The 14,502-nt window shown below is 37.3% G+C and carries 13 protein-coding genes and 1 other annotated feature; of the genes, 2 read left to right on the top strand and 11 right to left on the bottom strand.

Annotation, left to right across the window (positions count from 1 at the left end; translation table 11 throughout):
- The first annotated feature begins 229 nt into the window (after positions 1–229).
- Positions 230–907, top strand: a complete 678-nt coding sequence (locus BO225_RS11835) for a LytTR family transcriptional regulator DNA-binding domain-containing protein (RefSeq protein WP_076342402.1) — start codon at positions 230–232, stop codon at positions 905–907.
- Between the two features lie 424 nt (positions 908–1,331).
- Here BO225_RS11835 and BO225_RS11830 read toward each other — a convergent pair whose 3' ends face one another.
- The 4 genes from BO225_RS11830 to BO225_RS11820 form a co-directional block, all read right to left on the bottom strand.
- Complete coding sequence (locus BO225_RS11830) at positions 1,332–2,942, bottom strand: ATP-binding cassette domain-containing protein (RefSeq protein WP_076342401.1); 1,611 nt, start codon at positions 2,940–2,942, stop codon at positions 1,332–1,334.
- Positions 2,942–3,298 (bottom strand): hypothetical protein, encoded by a 357-nt coding sequence (locus BO225_RS11825; RefSeq protein WP_076342400.1) that lies wholly within the window; start codon positions 3,296–3,298, stop codon positions 2,942–2,944. Before BO225_RS11825 ends, BO225_RS11830 begins: the two co-directional genes overlap by 1 nt.
- 344 nt (positions 3,299–3,642) lie before the next feature.
- Positions 3,643–3,777, bottom strand: a complete 135-nt coding sequence (locus tag BO225_RS12935) for a hypothetical protein (protein WP_269843908.1) — start codon at positions 3,775–3,777, stop codon at positions 3,643–3,645.
- Positions 3,746–4,990, bottom strand: a complete 1,245-nt coding sequence (locus BO225_RS11820; protein ID WP_076342399.1) for a radical SAM/SPASM domain-containing protein — start codon at positions 4,988–4,990, stop codon at positions 3,746–3,748. Before BO225_RS11820 ends, BO225_RS12935 begins: the two co-directional genes overlap by 32 nt.
- 313 nt (positions 4,991–5,303) lie before the next feature.
- Between BO225_RS11820 and BO225_RS11815 the strand changes: the two genes are divergently transcribed.
- Positions 5,304–6,515 (top strand): hypothetical protein, encoded by a 1,212-nt coding sequence (locus BO225_RS11815; protein ID WP_143356849.1) that lies wholly within the window; start codon positions 5,304–5,306, stop codon positions 6,513–6,515.
- Positions 6,516–7,048: 533 nt separating this feature from the next.
- On the opposite strand, the gene BO225_RS11810 is transcribed toward BO225_RS11815, so the two are convergent.
- The 7 genes from BO225_RS11810 to rpsU form a co-directional block, all read right to left on the bottom strand.
- Entirely contained in the window at positions 7,049–7,981 is a 933-nt protein-coding gene (locus BO225_RS11810; RefSeq protein ID WP_076342397.1) for a nucleotidyltransferase family protein, read from the bottom strand.
- Positions 7,982–7,983: 2 nt separating this feature from the next.
- Complete coding sequence (locus tag BO225_RS11805; protein WP_076342396.1) at positions 7,984–8,979, bottom strand: pyruvate kinase; 996 nt, start codon at positions 8,977–8,979, stop codon at positions 7,984–7,986.
- A complete protein-coding gene (gene aspS / locus BO225_RS11800) occupies positions 8,972–10,699 on the bottom strand; it encodes an aspartate--tRNA ligase (protein ID WP_076342395.1) in 1,728 nt (575 codons plus the stop codon). The genes BO225_RS11805 and aspS overlap by 8 nt, the downstream gene beginning before the upstream one ends.
- 2 nt (positions 10,700–10,701) lie before the next feature.
- The gene (hisS, locus tag BO225_RS11795) at positions 10,702–12,012 is read right to left on the bottom strand and encodes a histidine--tRNA ligase (RefSeq protein WP_076342394.1); all 1,311 of its coding nucleotides are present in this window, start codon (positions 12,010–12,012) and stop codon (positions 10,702–10,704) included.
- Between the two features lie 38 nt (positions 12,013–12,050).
- Positions 12,051–12,245, bottom strand: a binding site (T-box leader).
- Positions 12,242–12,970 carry a YebC/PmpR family DNA-binding transcriptional regulator gene (locus BO225_RS11790; protein ID WP_076342393.1) on the bottom strand — a complete coding sequence of 243 codons (729 nt, stop codon included), beginning with the start codon at positions 12,968–12,970 and terminating at the stop codon, positions 12,242–12,244. Its footprint overlaps the feature before it by 4 nt.
- Positions 12,971–13,018: 48 nt before the next feature.
- Positions 13,019–13,966, bottom strand: coding sequence for a PhoH family protein (locus BO225_RS11785; protein ID WP_076342392.1), 948 nt, complete (start codon positions 13,964–13,966; stop codon positions 13,019–13,021).
- A 38-nt stretch (positions 13,967–14,004) separates the two neighbouring features.
- The gene (gene rpsU / locus BO225_RS11780; RefSeq protein ID WP_016318853.1) at positions 14,005–14,184 is read right to left on the bottom strand and encodes a 30S ribosomal protein S21; all 180 of its coding nucleotides are present in this window, start codon (positions 14,182–14,184) and stop codon (positions 14,005–14,007) included.
- Positions 14,185–14,502 lie beyond the last annotated feature (318 nt).

The raw sequence follows: 14,502 nt of genomic DNA, 5'->3' as shown, positions 1-14,502 counted from the left end.
GAACAAAATCGTCAAAAATGCCAACGGGAAAAATGTGGCGAAATTCATAAAAGAAAGAAAAGGCGTCTAAACCCTTTAAATAAAGGAGATAGGCGCCTTTCGCACTGTTAAAACTGTAAAAGATGGGATCTATAATACAAAAACTATTCCTCGAATGCAACTTATACACCGTAATTCATTGTTTCGAACAAGTTTTGAAAGGAGATTTGAAGTTTGTTATAATTCGGATATGGATACAAAACTCATTAAATTTTTCAACAAGCACCATATCGAGATCCCGGAGATCAAATACATCAAACGCGAAAACGGAAAGACGAATATCTTCTTGATCGATGGACGGATCATCGATACATTTACGCCTTTAAAGGCGATCTTGGACGAACTTCCCGTCCAAGAATTCTTGAATGTCAATAAAGGGATCGCGCTCTCGACTTCAAAGATCTACAGCGTAAAAGACGACCTTTATACGATGGAAGACGGAATGGTCTTCAAAGGAAGAGCTCGACTACCTAGAACGGTCAAATATGAGCAAGAAAAGAAATATAATAAGTCAAAAAACCGGCAAGCGCTCTCGATCGATTATCAGTGTTCCATATTCGATCATTGCCCTCTTCCCTTTTTATTGATCGGTATGGAATACGATGGAAACGGAAGCGGAATGAATGGGGTTATCCACTATATCAATGACGCGTTCTTAGAAAGAACGGAATATACGCAACAAGAGCTTCTCAACCAGCCACTCTCTTCGTTTTCGATCCCTACTAAGATCATGATCGCCATCGCGGATACAGCGCTAAATGGGGGCCAGAAATGGATCCAAGCGCCTCTGATCGAGGAAGAAGTTCTTTGTTATCAGCCTAGGGAGGATTTTTGCGCTCTTGTCGCAGCTAAAAAGCGAAGTGAATGATCTTTTTAAACCTATTTTTGAGATTTTGATTTCTATTGATTTTAGCTTTTAACTAATACATCTGTTCAATAGGAGATATAAAATATGAAATAATTTTTATATTATAATTCTAACAAGCGTCTAGGTAAGCTCATAATCGTTGTTTCTTAATTCTCTTATATAAATTGGTCATTTCCCCAGATGCTTCTTGATATGATTTCCAAATATTCTTGAACTCTGCTAGGATAGTAAACTTTCATTTATTTTATTTTCGAATAACACGTTTCATTCGTTGAGCTATTGTCTCTGATTCTCTTAACGTGTTCTACGAGCTATTTATTTCGTTCTTATGGAACTACATCCAATTTTTTCAAAGAGATCATGCTAAACACTTCTTGTTAGAGTTAATCAGATACATAATAATATTTTTTCTGAATCTAAAATATTAGTTATTGAATTGTGAAGTAACATCTATTAGCTTTCCATTTTTTAGTTCTAATATTACATCAAATCTCTTTATCGTTTCTTTCGTATAATGATGAGCTATATATAAAATTCCTGTTTCTTTAACAGAAGTCACAGCATGTTCAACTATACTCGCACTATTGGGATCAATATTAGCAGTAATTTCATCACATAATAAAAATGAACGTGGATCTGCTAGAGCTCTAGCGATCGAAATTCGTTGTAATTCTCCTCCTGAAACAGAAGTGTTATCTTCTGTGATCGGCTGATCTAAAACCGATAATGGAAGATTGACTTTTTCTAAAAGCTTCTTGATTTTTTTATCATCTAAGAATCTATTCATTTGAATGTTCGTTTTTACGGTTCCTTGAAAAGAGACAGGTTTTTGTGAAATTGTAGTGATTTCTTCGTAGAGGGGAAACGAACAAGAATCATGATTTAGTTTCCTAAACTCTATTTTTCCTTTATTACAACTTATACGTCCATTAAGTAAATTAAATAATGTCGATTTCCCACTTCCGCTTTTTCCAATTATCAAATATTTCTTTCCTTTCTCGAAAACATACGAACAATTGTCAATTAACACTTTATTGTTTATCGAATAATCAACGTTTTTTAAAACTATATATTTAACAGAAGATCGTTTTTTTTCTGATGAAATACGTGGATTGTTTTGAAATTCTTGCACTTTTTTAATGATTGGTCTAGAAGTTTGCAAATTGGAAAATGCTTCTGTTATTGTAAAAACACCATTCATAAATGTCCCTGAGATTGAGGTGATCGAAATCAGATATTCTGCCTTTATTTTTCCTTCCGTTACGCAAATTGCTAATATAAACAGCAAAACGAACTGAAAAAACAGTCCACATCCATTGGAAAGAGAACTAGAAATCATAGTAAGCCAGTTTACTTTCTGTTTTGCCAGTTCATAGTGTAAAAAGTGATCTAATGAGTGTTCTGTATAAAGTTCTTGAACATTATTTCCTGCTAAAGTATCAAATCCTTGAAACGTTTCTTTTAAAAAGGCAGTCAATTCACCAGCCTGTTTAGTAGCGAATTGAGCTTTTTCTTGAATCTTTTGACTCATATATTTTGGTATCCATAAAAGAATAAAACTAGATAAAATAAAATAAAGCAATATCCAGCCATTTACCGATACCACTACATAAACACTTGTAAAAATAATCTGTACAATTCCTGAAATTAAAGTTGGGACTTGAGAGAAATATGAATCTTCCAACATTTTAAGGTCATTAAGAAAAAATGATGTATAGAAACTCGAATCGTACCGATGGAAAGATTGTTGTGGTTGCAAGACAACAGCATCCATCATTTCTTGCTCTATTTCTATCATCATAGATTCTTTATATTTTCGTTTAATTCTATCGTATGATAAATAAACAATTATTGTATATCCACTCATAAATGCTAAAGAAAGGGCTAAGTTCACTAACTCATCATTTTCTCCTAAAGCATATCCTGTAACCCATGTAATCCATTGAGCGCTAAAAACTGGAATCAAGCCATTCATGATCATCAGGAATAAATATTTTATACAAATATTTTTATTATTTATAAAGTATTTTTTCATTATTTTCTCCTACTTTTATTACAAATAACTTTTGAATCTCCTGTCTTTGAATTTATTAACCCCAAATAAATGAATTTACTTCCTCCATTTCTATAATATATTTCTTCAATAGATTTCAAAAAATTTCTATCAGGAATAGAAAAAGAGCTGTTATTTGTATGGTTATGAATTATTATTGGACTCAAATCATTTTTTACGCAAAACACTAATAATTTCATAAGTATATTAGGAGGAATAATTACAAAATCATTAGAATAATTAGTAAAAGGTCCCCCCAAAATGATTATACTTCCTTTTTTAATACATCCTAGATAAGCAATTTCCCATTGCTTGTTTAGTAAATTTAGTTTAAACATTTTTCCATTTATTTTATTTATTTAAAATTTTATATATATATTTAAAGGAGTTGTATTAATTTCTTCTAGAAGCTATATAAATATACAATTTAATGTATTATAATATTTAAAATATATGCTTTGTAAATGGAAATAATCTACAGCTCCTTTTTTATACAACAATTTACAAAATATAACTTACTATTTCAATTTAAAACACGTAAAGTAGAATTCATATATTAAATATATTATTTGATATTAATTATGTTTTTCTGTAGATTAAAACTTCTAATATATTTTCAACATGAGCCTATGTATATTCTTAAAAAATAAAACTTATCAAAATTCCTTAAATGAAATTAGAATCATGTTTTACAATAGCAAACAATTCCTCCTCCTGCTCCTCCATTAGCTAGATTGAGTTGGAACTCTTTCAATTCTTCTAATTCTTTTTCATCTAATTTTATTTCATTCAAAACTTCTAATTTGATCTCTTCCATTATTTTCTCCTTTGTTTAAATTTTGTAAATTGTGTGTATCTAAATAACGAAACATTTTATAAACTAGTTTTGAATTCTCTTTTTTAACTTTCATGCATTTATCTTCTAAAGAAGTATTAGAGATTAAACAATGGGCTAAACAAATATTGCATGAATATCTTGCTGAACAATTATAACAACCAAGTTTTTCTCTAATCCAATTTATTTCTTTAAAGCTTTTTATTTTTCCATTTAAAATATTTCCTAAAGAATAATTCTTATTAATATATAAATGGCATGGATAAATATATCCTTGAGGATCAATACAAATGCTTGAAATTCCACTGTTACAAATTCCATATAATTTCTTATTTTCTTGGAAATAACTAGATAAAAACAAAAGATCACAACTTTCTAAATTATTTTTTTGAAATAGGTTTCCAATTTCTGATTCCACTTCATTTTCTTTTTCATTAAGTTCATCAACAATATAAATATCATCTATTTTAAAATTGTCTTTAAAAAAATCCTTCAATTCTTCTTTACTGAATCCAGCTTCTTTATGAGTAGTCATATAAGTAGCTTCAATTGCTTTTATATTTATACCCTTGTTATTTAATCTCTCAACATTATTTACAACTCTCTGATATACATTCCCCCCATCACGAGCTTTTCTTCTTTTATTATTTATCCATTCTGGTCCATCTAAACTAATAGTTATAATTATATTATACTTATAAATGATATCAATCAATTGATTGCTCAATTGATATAAATTTGTCACTATCTTATATTTAGGAAATAGACCTTTTCTTCTTAAATTTTCACATAAATATTCTATTTCTTTTTCTGCAAGGGTTGGTTCTCCACCAAAAAAAACAATTTCATTTACATTTTTTGATTTTTCAATTAATTCTATAGTTTTATCTAAAACATCAATTTTTATATTTCTAATTTTTAAATTATAATTTCCACCATTTGCAAAACAATAATCACATTTCAAATTACACGCTGTGCTCATAATTAATTCTATTTTCTTTAAATTTGAATTATCAAAATTTACAATTTCTCTTGAATCACTTTTAATTATTGATTGTCTTTTTTTGATTTCTTTTAACTTTTTAGCTTGTTCTGAAGAGATTTTATAAAGCGATTTTTTCTCATGTGAATAGACTATACCGTATCCTTCGTCCTCACAAAAATACACTTCATCTTCTTTTGGTTCAAACTGCATTTTCTTACCTCTCTTTAATAGATTAATTGTCTAACAACCTGTTTATTCAATATCATCTATTCTATTCTTGACACCTTTATGATAGAATTAAATAACTATCAACGCAACAAATTAAGTAGCAGATATTTTACATCATTTTATTGTTCTTAAGCCAAAGCTTTATAAACAAATCCTATATAACTGATTTTTATCTTAATTGAACAAAATAATATTATAGTTTTTCTGGATTTTTAATCCAATAATATCTGCTATTTTGAAAGGAAATACTATGAATCAAACAGAATCACGGATTTTCGGCTTTTTCGTGAATACGATGAGAAAGAAATATAGCTGGACATTGGATGCTTTAGCCCATCAAACACATTACTCTTATTCAATGATTCGTTCTATTGAAAAGGGCATCAGCAATCTGGATGAGGAAGGTCGTAATCAGTTTGCTCATCTTTTCGACTTCCCTTCCTTCAAAAACAACATGCAAGAAAAAGAAAAGCTTCTCGCTCAAATAAATGAAATTGATTTTCTACATTGTTCATTGCAAAATGAGAAGAGAAAAGAATTGATTGATCAAATCCTCTCTGATCGATTTTTGATTGCGTCTTTTTTGTTTCCGCAATATTTATTAATAGAATTATACAAATTAGTATGCGATGAAGAAGATGAAAAAAAGATTGAGGAATTGCGAAGTTTAATTGAGTCTGGAATCGAATTCTACTCTTCAAAAGAACTTGCGATTTATTATCATTTACTTGGAATTCATGCGAACGATATCGATTCTGAAACAAGCTATCTCCTCCAAGCTTATTTCTACGATCCAAATTCTTTCATGATTAATTTACATCTTTCTATGAATACGTATTTTAGACAAAAGCTTACAGAAGCTTTACAATACTTAAATCGATGTAAATCTCTCGTATTTCAATATGGATCGTATTTTCGTTTTATTCAGCTTTCTCTTTTGGAAGCACAAATACGGATTGACTTAGGCGATTATCAATCATCTTTACAATGTTTAAATCGTATTCTTTTAGAAAAATCTGTTCTTGACTCGGATTTATACGAAAGTTGTCTTTCCTTGCTCGCTTATGGACATTTTCGAAAAAAAGACTCGCTAAATGCCCTTATATACGCACAACAAGCTCTTCAGACGACATCTGAAAAACCGTTTCTATATTTGATTATCATTTTTTCGGCTTTTCGATTGAATGATTCTTGCTTTTATAGTTTTGTTTATAAAGCCAAAGACTTTCTCCTGGATAATAAAAAAATGGTAAATTCTTTTGACGAACTGATTCCTTGGAGTTTATTGATCGACGGAATTGTAGCTTGGTATCAGAGCAACTATTATTTAGCTATTGAAAATTTCAAAGAAAGCATCAAAGCATTTGATATGGATCCTTTGCGATCATGGATCTTGGAATGTTTAATCGAACTCTCTGAAAAAAGCGAAAATCTCGAATGGGCTCTTCACTACCAAAAAGAGCTAACCGACCTTGTTCAAAATCAAACTTTAAGCGATTCAGTCTAGAAATACTAGTCTATATATGTTTATTTCCAATGAAGCTTCAATTATATTTTGCTATGAAGAATGATCGATATTCAATAAAACATACGGCTTTCTAAACATCTCGAAAAGTGAAGTAAATAATCCTTTGATCCTATTTTAGGTAATATTCGATCTGCTGAGTTATTGTCAAAGTCGTTAATTCAACGGTAGTGTTATCACGAAAATCTTTCTTTATGGCTGGATATGAAAGCGGATCCCAGAGACATTCTGTAACCATATTTAAATATTTTTAATTGAAATATAAAAAAACAAGTGGGAGAAGATTGTCTCATTGAACTATGAACTAAGGAAGTCTGGCCTATCACACGTGATGATTCTTATTTTCGGCATGTATTCGAACAAGAAATACGCGTTTTTGCCAAGAAAAAAAAGGCGATATCGGCTTCTATTGTTAATAGATTGAAACTATCTAAAAAAGCCTTTCCTAAAGATAATGATTTAGGAAAGGCTTTTGGTTAATGAATATAGATGATCAGATTTTTAAAACCGTCGGATCACTCCGCTTTTTTTAAATCGGAAAATAGATCGCTTTGATAGACGCCTTCATCAATGAGTTTTTGAAAGGAAGCCACGACATTGGGCTTATCTTCTTTATACGTCACTCCAAACCATTGATCGTGGGTAGGAAGGACTTTCACGCTTACGGTTCCTTTTTTTAATTGTTCGCCAATGAATGTCGGCAACAAAAATTCAGCCGTATCGATCTGCTCTTTGTTTTGGTCGAAAAATTCAATGAACCCTTGCTTCAAAAGATCGATCGATTCGGGTGTGAGCCCCCACATATTCATCGAAACATACGTGTTCCCATCTATACTCTTTCCATCCACTTGGGCGCCATCCTTTGTCTTGATAATATTTTTCGTCTCTTGAATATCTATAAGCTGATCGTTTTGATCGACCGTGCAAACTCCGCGCGTCACGCCGCCAAAATCCGAGAGCGTGTTCTTCAACAAGAAACCAGCCAAGCTGTAATCATTCGCTCTTTCAGGCGAATACTGTTCTAAAAAGTCATGGATCTGCACGAATGCTTCTTTACCATAATAGTCATCGGCATTGATAACCACGAATGGTTCCTTGATCAGATCCCGACAAGCCAATACGGCTTGTCCTGTTCCCCAAGGCTTTGTCCGTTCGCCATGATATTCGACACCTTCAGGCAGGTCATCAAGAGATTGATATGCGTATTCTACTTCAATCCCATTGTCTTTGCATATTTTTTCGATCCGGTCCCCGATCACTTCCATAAAAGCGTCTTCGATATCTTTACGAATAATAAAGACCACTTTATCAAAGCCGGCCTCGATCGCGTCATGAATCGAATAATCCATGATGATCTCGCCATTAGGACCAACACCTTCTAGCTGCTTGATCCCGCCCCCATATCGAGAACCAAGACCCGCAGCCATGATCACGAGTGCTGTTTTCATACTTATGTCTCCTTATATTTATATTGTAATGTATTTTCGCTGACTTCGCATAATATACGCATTGCTTCTTTGGCATACTTTGAATTCGCCACCTCGCCAGTCAGCATGATCGAACTCGCCCCTTGATAGATCGCATAAAAAATGTCATCGACCTCTGCTCTAGAAGGAATGCCTTTCAGGCTCACCATTTCAAGAAGTTGCGTTACGATCATATACGGCTTATTGGTCTTGTGGCAAATCGTCTCGATCTCATGCTGAGCGATTGGTAGACTGCATAATCCGACCGCGTTTCCTAGATCGCCACGTGCGATCACGACCTCATCCATATAAGGAAGAAGCGAGCGGATGTTTTCGACCCCTTGTCTCGATTCGATCTTGCCATAGATCTTGACGGGGCATTGAAAACGATCCAGCGTCTCTTTGAGATCGATCAGATCTCGCTCGCTTCTTACAAATGGCATCAAAACGCCTTCCACCCCAAATTCCGAAATGTGCTTGATCGTTTCAATATCGTCTTGGCATAAAGGTGGAAGCACGATTTCTTTGCCCTCGATTGCGACGCTCTTATGTGGATACAGTGTCCCGCCCCGAATCGTCTCCAGCAATATTCCCTCTTCATCTTTTTTCTTGACTTCAAATAAAAGTTTTCCGTCATCGACTTGGAGCTGATCTTGATAGTCGATCTTTTCTTTAACAAGCGCAGGTAAGTCAAATGTTTCTTCGATCTTGATCATCTCGCCTGGAAGGATCCGGATCTTTTCCTTCAAATGGAGGACTCTGATCTCAGGCCCTTTCAAATCAACAACGAGCTCGACATGCTTCTTTGTGATTTCCATCGCTTCATGCAATGCATCGATCCATTCTTTCGCATCCACAAGCGAAACATGCGAACAATTCAAGCGGATCCCATTCATGCCTAATTCGATCATGTCGATGATCTGCTCTCTTGTATGGAGCGTCGGTCCGAACGTGCCAAAGATCTTGATCGATCTAGTCATGCTCGATTTGGATATGCAGTTCATCGAGCTGCTTTTCATCGACAGGACATGGCGCTTTCGACATCGGATCTTTCGCGCTCGCGTTTTTCGGGAACGCGATCACATCGCGAATCGAATCCGTTTCGGCCAAAAGCATCGCCACACGATCAAACCCTAACGCGAGACCCCCATGCGGAGGTGTTCCATATTGGAACGCATCGACAAAAAAGCCAAACTTGTTTTGAATGTCTTCATCGCTCAACCCTAAGATCTGGAATATCTTTTTTTGAAGGGCATTGTCATAGATCCGCATGCTTCCGCCCCCAAGCTCATATCCGTTCAAAATAATATCGTACGCGTTTGTCTTTACTTTGGAAGGGTCTGTATCGAGTAATGGCAGATCTTCTGTTTTTGGCATCGTGAATGGATGATGTTCAGATACGTAGCGGCCTTCCTCTTCGCTCCATTCGAACATTGGAAAATCGACGATCCACAAAAAAGAGAATTCATTCGGTTTTTTCAAACCTTTTTGACTTGCGATCTCGTTGCGAAGCGCTCCAAGAGCCGTACATGCTTTTCTCCATGTGTCTGCGACAATAAAGATCGTATCGCCATCGTTCGCTCCCATCGTTTCGATGAGCGCCTTTTCATCCTCGTCGCTTAAAAATTTGCGCGCAGGTCCAGAAAGAGTTCCCTCTTGCATTTTGAAAACGACAAGTCCTTTTCCACCATTTTTCTTGACAAATTCTGTAAGCTTTTTGACTTCTTTATTGGATGCGTGAAAAGCGGGCGCCACAAAGCCTTTGAGCGTTTCCACATTTTGGAATACTGGAAATTCGCTCTTGGCAAACATTGGGCCTAGATCCACAAACTCCATCCCAAACCGATTGTCTGGTTTATCCGAACCATATCGATTCATCGCATCTTCCCAAGTAATTTTTAAAAATGGACGTTTTACTTCGATCCCTTTGACTTCTTTCATCACTTTGCAAAGCATTTCTTCTGTGAAATCCATGATCTCTTGTTCGCTTAAAAACGAAGTTTCGATATCGACTTGCGTAAAATCGGTTTGACGATCTGCTCTAAGATCTTCATCTCTAAAGCAGCGCGCGAATTGATAGTATTTATCTAGACCCGCGATCATGAGCAATTGCTTGTAGAGCTGAGGAGATTGTGGCAAAGCGTAAAAGGAACCTGGATGAACCCGACTTGGCACGAGATAGTCTCTGGCGCCTTCTGGCGTCGATTTTCCAAGCATAGGTGTCTCGACCTCCAAGAAGCCATGATGGTCGAGGTAATCCCGCATCGAGCGGCTGATCTTTGCTCTTGTTTTCAGACGAGACTGCATGATTGGTCTTCTCAAGTCAAGATAGCGGTATTCCATACGCGTATCCTCTAACGCATCCGTTTCATCTGCGATGATGAGCGGCGTCGTCTTGGCGGTATTGATAATCTTGACATCATCGACAATGACTTCGATCTCTCCTGTTGGAAGCGTTGGATTGATATCTTTCCGCTTCTCGACTGTTCCAGAAACTTGAAGAATATATTCATTGCGGACATCTTTGACTTTTGGAGCGATCGCCTCGTCAAAGACGAGCTGCGTGATCCCTGTCGTATCCCGCAAATCGATGAAGCACAATTGGCCAAAGTTTCTTTTTTTAGAAACCCAGCCGACAAGTTTGACTTTTTCTTTTTCGTTATTCGCTCTTAGCTCTCCATTATAATGAGTTCTATACATGATCATTCCTCCTCATGATGATGGTGATGTTCTTCTTCCTCTTCAAGATGAACATCTAAATACGAAACGAGTTCGTCCGCAGGCAATGTTGTTTGTTCTTTTCGATCCAATAGCTTGACCGTCACGCTTCCCGATTCCATTTCCGACGAGCCGATCATGATCGCTGTTTTTGCTTTTTTGCGGTCCGCCGCTTTGAATTGCGCCTTGAATGAACGAGATTGATAATCCATATCGGCCCGATAGCCGTACGCCCTGATTTCTGTCAGCACTTCAAAGGCATATTCTCTCGCCTCTTGATCAAGCACCATCACGAAGCAGTCTAACGCATCTTCTTCATTCAAGTTGATGCCTTCCGCCTCGAGAGCGATGATCAAACGCTCCATGCCTAGCGCCCAGCCAATCCCGCTCATTTCTTTAGGACCGCCAAAATAAGAGATCAAGCCATCATAACGTCCTCCTGCAAGGACAGTCGATTGGGAACCCATCTCCTCGTTGATCGAAACGATCTCGAACACAGTGTGTGTATAATAATCCAAGCCACGAACAAGCGTATCTTCTACTTGATAAGGAATACCGAGACGATCGAGCGTCTGCAGTACAGTTTTAAAATAATCCTTTGAGTTTTCATTTAAATAATCGCTCATCTTGGGAGCGTTCTTGACACAGTCAAGATCATGGTCGATCTTGCAGTCTAGGATACGAAGCGGATTTTGTTCGTATCGGCGTTTACAATCCGCGCAAAGCGAATCGAGGTATGGGGCGAAATAGTCTCGTAAAGCATTCCGGTAAGCGGCACGGCTCTCGTCGTCTCCTAACGTGTTGATCAGCACTTTGATTTCCTCTAAACCAAGCGCCTTCAAGATCGAAAAAGCGAGTGTGATCACTTCGACATCCGCCAAAGGACTTTTGGTTCCTAACGATTCGACACCAAATTGATGAAAGAGACGAAGGCGTCCCTTTTGCGGCCGTTCATGACGCGCCATTTCTCCCATATAATACATTTTGACTGGAAGATCGGGATTCGCGTACATTTTATGTTCGACAAAACTGCGTACGACACCAGCTGTCCCTTCTGGACGCAATGTCAACGATGTGTTCGAGTTTTCAAGCTGGAACGTGTACATTTCTTTATTGACCATGTCGCTGGAATCGTTTTCGCGTTTGAATACATTGGTATGTTCAAAGATCGGAGTACGGATCTCCTTGAAATCATACAACGAACAGAAATGACGTAAAGTTTGCTCGAGTGCCTGCCATTTATTGGATTCGGCAGGCAGAATATCTTGGGTTCCTCTTGGAATTTGAAAGTGCATATATAGTTCTCCTTTATATAAAAAAAAACGCCCTCGATCATAAGGACGTTTGCACGCGGTACCACCTTACTTCTTACAATGTAAGCTCTTAAAGTCTTAACGCGACGTAACGGCTAGACTTTTCTTTCTAGCTCCTCCAAAGTGTCTGAACGAAACGTTAGATAGGATGCTTCCACCAGCACATCCCTCTCTAGGATCTTTTGTATCCGTCTTTTCTTTTTCGATGGATTTAGTTGTTTAAGTTAGAAACGTTATGATAAACGTTCTGCACATCATCGACATCGTCGAGCAATGTGACCAAACGTTTGAAGAGTTCTAGATCTTCTCCTTGCAGTTCAACTTCTTCATTTGGAACCATTTTATCTTCCAAGACAAGGAATTTGACATCCGGGATCAATTCTTCGACGACTGTTTTCGCTTCATCGAGCTGATTTGGATTGGTCGTGATCGTCATATAGCCATCTTCGATCTCGATATCGTTCAAATCGATATCGTGTTCGATCATCGCATCCATCATCGCTTCTTCGTCCGTGTATTCAATGACGATAACTCCCAAATGCTCATAGCCAAAAGAAACGGATCCGCCGACTCCCAATTTGGCGTGTGATTTATTGAAGCACGCTCTAAGGTTGGCGATGGTACGATTGGCATTGTCGGTCAAGCAGTCGATGATGATCGTGCTTCCGCCGCCGCTTCCGAATCCTTCATAACGAGCAGACGAGAAATTTTCATCCGCGCTCGATTTCGCTTTATCGATCGCACGCTTGATGACATCCGCTGGCACGTTGTTGGCTTTCGCCCGTTCGATCGCTTTTTTCAGCGCTTGGTTCATGTCGGGATCTGGATCGCCGTTTTTGGCAGCCACTAAGATCTCTTTCGAATATCTTGAATATACTTTTGCTTTTTGATTCGCCGTTTTCTGCATCGCTGCAGCACGGACTTCAAAGTGTCTTCCCATACGTTTTCACCTTTCAATATCTTTAATAGTATAGCAGTTGATCCTCGTTTATTCAACATTGGCATACCGCTCTATGATCTTCTGAACGAGCGGATTGCGCACGACATCTTCGTTTCCAAGATGAACGATACTGATTTCGGGGATCCCTTGCAAGATCTGGCAAGCTTGGATCAGCCCCGAGTCTTTGTCTTTGATCAAATCGATTTGCGTCACATCGCCTGTTACGATCATCTTCGTCTTTTTGCCCATTCGCGTCAAAAACATCTTCATTTGCGCTTTGGTCGTGTTTTGCGCTTCATCCAAGATGACGATCGCTTCATTGAGCGTCCTGCCTCGCATAAACGCGAGTGGCGCGATCTCGATCACTTCTTTTTCGATCAGCTTTTCTGTCGTTTCTTGACCGAGCATTTCATGGAGCGCGTCGTATAGAGGACGAAGATAAGGATCGACCTTCTCTTTCATGTCCCCTGGAAGGAATCCAAGCGATTCGCCCGCTTCGACAGCAGGACGAGTCAATACGATTTTTTTGACGGATTCATTTTTTAATTGAGTGATCGCGTATGCGACCGCTAAATAAGTCTTCCCTGTTCCAGCAACTCCTGTGGCGAATACGATCTCTTTTTCCTTGAAAGCCTCGCAAAGCTTGGCTTGTCCGATTGTTTTTGGATAAATCAGTTTTCCGCTTCGTGTTTTTGCGATCGGAGAGAGCGCTTTAGCTGAAAAAGAGCGTAAGATTTTTTTCTTCTCGAGCTGGATCAAATAATGAAGATCTTGTTTTAATAGTTGATCGCGCGTCTCGATCATCTGAAAGCTTTTTTCAATGATCGTAGAGATCGCTTCAAAGATTGGCTCTTCGACTTTGATCGCGTGAGAACGAACGATAATGTTTCCATTGAATGCCTCGCTGAGCAGTTTGATATTTTCATCATCGATCCCGCAAAGCATCTGCATTTCTTCCATGCTTCGTTCGGAACAATCTATCGTTTTATATTCCATGGATCTACCTCCAAAAAAAAATCTGCATTGGATGCAGATTATTTACCTCTTCGTGCTTTACGCGCCGCTTCAGATTTTAACTTTCTGCGAACGCCAGGTTTAACGTAAAATTCTCTTTTGCGCGCCTCAGCAAGGGTGCCGTTTCGAGAGACTTGACGTTTAAATCTTCTTAAAGCGTCATCTAATTGTTCGTTCTCTTTCAGAACAACTTTTGGCATGAACAAAACCTCCCTTCCTGAGTTGTACATTAAGATTATAGCAAATCTTTTTAAGAATGCAAGCCATTACTTGCGGTATTTTTGAATACATTCGCGAGCCGCTTTATCATCGCCGATCCAAGGGGCTCTTCCTTCTTCCCGGTAAATAAATGCTTCGTCTCCTTTGCCAAGCAATAAGATCGTATCGTTTTCGGGAGTTTTACAGTTTGCAAAAACATAAGCCCCTTTTTCTTAAAATGTCCCATATAATATCAATCTCTTTTTCTTCTGGATACTTATTTGCTTTTTTTTCTCCTCTTTCGTGACAATGTCCTCTCA

The organism is Dubosiella newyorkensis, assembly GCF_001945605.1.
Taxonomy (GTDB): Bacteria; Bacillota_I; Bacilli_A; order Erysipelotrichales; family Erysipelotrichaceae; genus Dubosiella; species Dubosiella newyorkensis.
The sequence above is the reverse complement of the archived record's forward strand: the minus strand, read 5'-3'. Positions and strand labels throughout refer to the sequence as shown.

Coding starts and splice junctions, on each gene's coding strand:
- BO225_RS11785 (WP_076342392.1), bottom strand. CDS start 13,966: ATGGAATATAAAACGATAGATTGTTCCGAACGAAGCATGGAAGAAATG.
- BO225_RS11835 (WP_076342402.1), top strand. CDS start 230: ATGGATACAAAACTCATTAAATTTTTCAACAAGCACCATATCGAGATC.
- BO225_RS11820 (WP_076342399.1), bottom strand. CDS start 4,990: ATGCAGTTTGAACCAAAAGAAGATGAAGTGTATTTTTGTGAGGACGAA.
- BO225_RS11790 (WP_076342393.1), bottom strand. CDS start 12,970: ATGGGAAGACACTTTGAAGTCCGTGCTGCAGCGATGCAGAAAACGGCG.
- rpsU (WP_016318853.1), bottom strand. CDS start 14,184: ATGCCAAAAGTTGTTCTGAAAGAGAACGAACAATTAGATGACGCTTTA.
- BO225_RS11815 (WP_143356849.1), top strand. CDS start 5,304: ATGAGAAAGAAATATAGCTGGACATTGGATGCTTTAGCCCATCAAACA.
- BO225_RS12935 (WP_269843908.1), bottom strand. CDS start 3,777: ATGGAAGAGATCAAATTAGAAGTTTTGAATGAAATAAAATTAGATGAA.
- BO225_RS11830 (WP_076342401.1), bottom strand. CDS start 2,942: ATGAAAAAATACTTTATAAATAATAAAAATATTTGTATAAAATATTTA.
- aspS (WP_076342395.1), bottom strand. CDS start 10,699: ATGTATAGAACTCATTATAATGGAGAGCTAAGAGCGAATAACGAAAAA.
- BO225_RS11825 (WP_076342400.1), bottom strand. CDS start 3,298: ATGTTTAAACTAAATTTACTAAACAAGCAATGGGAAATTGCTTATCTA.
- hisS (WP_076342394.1), bottom strand. CDS start 12,012: ATGCACTTTCAAATTCCAAGAGGAACCCAAGATATTCTGCCTGCCGAA.
- BO225_RS11810 (WP_076342397.1), bottom strand. CDS start 7,981: ATGAAAACAGCACTCGTGATCATGGCTGCGGGTCTTGGTTCTCGATAT.
- BO225_RS11805 (WP_076342396.1), bottom strand. CDS start 8,979: ATGACTAGATCGATCAAGATCTTTGGCACGTTCGGACCGACGCTCCAT.